This window comes from Sphingomonas sp. NFX23 (assembly GCF_049887795.1).
GTDB lineage: Bacteria > Pseudomonadota > Alphaproteobacteria > Sphingomonadales > Sphingomonadaceae > Sphingomonas.
This window is the reverse complement of sequence record NZ_JAGEKH010000014.1, coordinates 1-3585: the sequence shown is the minus strand read 5'-3', so window position 1 is coordinate 3585 and position 3585 is coordinate 1. Positions and strand designations below refer to the sequence as shown.

Here is a 3585-nt window from a genome sequence, read left to right as displayed (position 1 = left end):
AGGCGCAGTTCTGCTGCGTCTGACGGGCGCAGCGGGTGTGGGCCTGTAGCTCAGTTGGTTAGAGCGCACCCCTGATAAGGGTGAGGTCGGTGGTTCGAATCCACCTAGGCCCACCACACACAAGTGCGTTTGGGGCCTTAGCTCAGCTGGGAGAGCGGTTGCTTTGCAAGCATCAGGTCATCGGTTCGATCCCGATAGGCTCCACCATTTCGCAGGAGACGAGACGAGGCAGCAAAGCTGCCGCGCACGTCCCCAAGAACGGCCAGCGCAGAGAAGCGCGCCCACAGGGCGCGGCTTCGCTGCGACTGACGGGCTCGCGAGTAACGCACCATCAGCCACAACCTAGAGATGAAGAGAAACGGTTCGCCGTGCGAGAGCACGGTGATTGACGGGTACGCCCGTCGTATTTGACATTGTGAATGGGTTTTTTAAAATCGATGCCGTGAGGTGCTCGATTTTGGAGACGAGGATTGCTTCGGCGGTTCGTGAGCGCTTCGGCGTGCAGCGGATTGGACGAGCGGTTCGAGGCTCCAGATATCGACATCATCATACTAAATAATCTGGCTGAGATTATAATCATCCGCACCTGACAAAGGCCAACGCGCACTGCTCTGCCGAGTTGGTGATCCGAAAGGACACCCAGTGATGTCGTTGGTGGTGTGGACTCTCAAGCGTGAGGTAAGGGCAATTCGTGGATGCCTTGGCACATACAGGCGATGAAGGACGTGGCACGCTGCGATAAGCGTCGGTGAGCTGTGAGCAAGCTTTGACCCGACGATTTCCGAATGGGGAAACCCACCTATCCCGATTAATTCTACCTGCGCGGTAACGCACAGGTCGAGTTAATTAGGTTAGGTATCACTTAGCTGAATACATAGGCTTCGTGAAGCGAACCCGGCGAACTGAAACATCTCAGTAGCTGGAGGAAAAGACATCAACCGAGATTCCGTTAGTAGTGGCGAGCGAACGCGGACCAGGCCAGTGCCTGAATTTCAACTAGTAGAAGTCTCTGGAAAGTGACGCCATAGCGGGTGACAGCCCCGTATACGAAAGTGAGAATTCAGGACTCGAGTAGGGCGGAACACGTGAAATTCTGTCTGAACATGGGGGGACCACCCTCCAAGCCTAAATACTCGTATGTGACCGATAGCGAACTAGTACCGTGAGGGAAAGGTGAAAAGCACCCCGATGAGGGGAGTGAAACAGTACCTGAAACGGATTGCCTACAAGCAGTTGGAGGGCTTTTATGGCCTGACAGCGTACCTCTTGCATAATGGGTCTGTGACTTAATGTATCAAGCAAGCTTAAGCCGATAGGTGTAGGCGCAGCGAAAGCGAGTCTGAATAGGGCGCCAGAGTTTGATGTATTAGACCCGAAACCCGGCGATCTAGGCATGACCAGGATGAAGGTGCAGTAACATGCACTGGAGGTCCGAACCGATTAACGTTGAAAAGTTACCGGATGAGTTGTGTTTAGGGGTGAAAGGCCAATCAAGCCGGGAAATAGCTGGTTCTCCGCGAAAACTATTGAGGTAGTGCCTCGCACGAACACCTTAGGGGGTAGAGCACTGGATGGGCTAGGGGGTCGCGAGATCTACCAAACCTAACCAAACTCCGAATACCTAAGAGTGATATGCGGGAGACAGACGGCGGGTGCTAAGGTCCGTCGTCAAAAGGGAAACAGCCCTGACCTACAGCTAAGGCCCCCAAATCGTATCTAAGTGGGAAAGCATGTGGGACTTCCAAAACAACCAGGAGGTTGGCTTAGAAGCAGCCATCCTTTAAAGAAAGCGTAACAGCTCACTGGTCTAAACAAGAGGTCCTGCGGCGAAGATGTAACGGGGCTCAAGATACGTGCCGAAGCTTAGGGTGTGCCACTTATGTGGTACGCGGTAGCGGAGCGTTCCGTAAGCCTGTGAAGCGATCTGGTAATGGGTCGTGGAGGTATCGGAAGTGCGAATGCAGACATGAGTAGCGATAAAGAGGGTGAGATGCCCTCTCGCCGAAAGACCAAGGGTTCCTGCGCAAGGCTAATCCGCGCAGGGTGAGCCGGCCCCTAAGACGAGCCCGAAGGGGGTAGTCGATGGGAACCACGTTAATATTCGTGGGCCTGGTGGTGTGTGACGGATCATGTGTGTTGTCATCCCTTATCGGATTGGGATGGCTTCGAAATGGTTCCAGGAAATAGCCCCACCGTATAGACCGTACCCGAAACCGACACAGGTGGTCAGGTAGAGTATACCAAGGCGCTTGAGAGAAGTGTCCTGAAGGAACTCGGCAAATTGCCTCCGTACCTTCGGAAGAAGGAGGCCCTCACTATGCGCAAGCACTTTGAGGGGGCACAGGCCAGGGGGTAGCGACTGTTTAGCAAAAACACAGGGCTCTGCTAAGTCGGCTTCAAGACGACGTATAGGGCCTGACGCCTGCCCGGTGCCTGAAGGTTAAGTGGAGGGGTGCAAGCTCTGAAATGAAGCCCAGGTAAACGGCGGCCGTAACTATAACGGTCCTAAGGTAGCGAAATTCCTTGTCGGGTAAGTTCCGACCTGCACGAATGGCGTAACGACTTCCCCACTGTCTCCAGGACATGCTCAGCGAAATTGAATTCTCCGTGAAGATGCGGAGTACCCGCGGTTAGACGGAAAGACCCCGTGCACCTTTACTGCAGCTTCAGAGTGGCATTAGGAAGAAACTGTGTAGCATAGGTGGGAGGCTTTGAAGCATCGGCGCCAGCTGATGTGGAGCCATAGGTGAAATACCACCCTGTTTGTTTCTGATGTCTAACCTCGTTCCGTAAGCCGGAACAGGGACCCTCTGTGGCGGGTAGTTTGACTGGGGCGGTCGCCTCCTAAAGAGTAACGGAGGCGCGCAATGGTGGGCTCAGGACGGTCGGAAACCGTCTGTTAGAGTGCAATGGCATAAGCCCGCCTGACTGCGAGACTGACAAGTCGAGCAGAGACGAAAGTCGGTCATAGTGATCCGGTGGTCCCTCGTGGAAGGGCCATCGCTCAACGGATAAAAGGTACGCCGGGGATAACAGGCTGATAACCCCCAAGAGCTCATATCGACGGGGTTGTTTGGCACCTCGATGTCGGCTCATCACATCCTGGGGCTGGAGCAGGTCCCAAGGGTTTGGCTGTTCGCCAATTAAAGTGGTACGTGAGCTGGGTTCAGAACGTCGCGAGACAGTTTGGTCCCTATCTGCCGTGGGCGTCGAAATTTGAGAGGAGTTGACCCTAGTACGAGAGGACCGGGTTGAACATACCTCTGGTGTACCAGTCGTTCCGCCAGGAGCGCAGCTGGGTAGCTATGTATGGACGGGATAACCGCTGAAAGCATCTAAGCGGGAAGCCTCCCTCGAGATAAGATTTCATAGAGCCGTCGGAGACCACGACGTTGATAGATCGGATGTAGAAGTGCGGTAACGCATGGAGCTAACCGATACTAATTGCTCTATTCGCGCTTGAGAGTCTCACACCATCAATGACAACACTGGGCAACCAGCTAGCCATTCGATAGTGCGGATGATTAAGACGACGCCAGATTGCCAATCCCCTCGCCGTCGAGGGATTGGTTACAAATACCACTA

At 54.2% G+C, this 3585-nt stretch carries 2 tRNA genes and 1 rRNA gene; all 3 read left to right on the top strand.

Features of this window, described 5'->3' with window-relative positions:
* Positions 1 to 39 precede the first annotated feature (39 nt).
* Positions 40 to 116, top strand: a tRNA-Ile gene (locus J4O76_RS23300).
* 15 nt (positions 117 to 131) lie between these two features.
* Positions 132 to 207 (top strand) — tRNA-Ala (locus J4O76_RS23295).
* A gap of 461 nt (positions 208 to 668) precedes the next feature.
* Positions 669 to 3464: ribosomal RNA gene (locus J4O76_RS23290) — 23S ribosomal RNA — on the top strand.
* The last annotated feature ends 121 nt before the right edge of the window (positions 3465 to 3585 follow it).